This is a genomic window from Adlercreutzia equolifaciens (genome assembly GCF_029076695.1).
Taxonomy (GTDB): Bacteria; Actinomycetota; Coriobacteriia; order Coriobacteriales; family Eggerthellaceae; genus Adlercreutzia; species Adlercreutzia equolifaciens_A.
Genome location: NZ_JARFIK010000129.1, coordinates 1 through 367 on the forward strand (window position 1 = coordinate 1; position 367 = coordinate 367).

General features: G+C 44.1%; 1 pseudogene. It reads right to left on the reverse strand.

The annotated features are described in order from the left end of the window. Window positions 1–167: 167 nt before the first annotated feature. Window positions 168–367: pseudogene (locus tag PZH32_RS11765) on the reverse strand (hypothetical protein); the annotation flags it as partial.

Sequence of the window (367 nt, forward strand, 5' to 3'; positions counted from 1 at the left end):
CTGTCCGCAAGGATTTTCTGGTCAAGGTGAGCCAGCTCAGAGATAAAATTGGATACAATATGGAGAGAATTAAAATTGCAGACAGCACTTCTGCATCATAGATCAAAAATGTATACAGAATTACCAGCATCGCTGCTCCATAGGCAATGCATCTTTTTATCATTTTTTCACCGCCTCTTCTGAAGACTTGGCTGCTGCACCTGCTCAACAATCCGCCGGATCAGTTCTTCTGTCCTGATATGTCCCACTTTTGCCTTCATATTCAATATGATCCTGTGGATCGCCACATCCTCAAATATATCCATAACATCTGCCGGGATCACATAATTTCTCCCCTGCAGATATGCCGCGGCCTTCGCCATCTTTG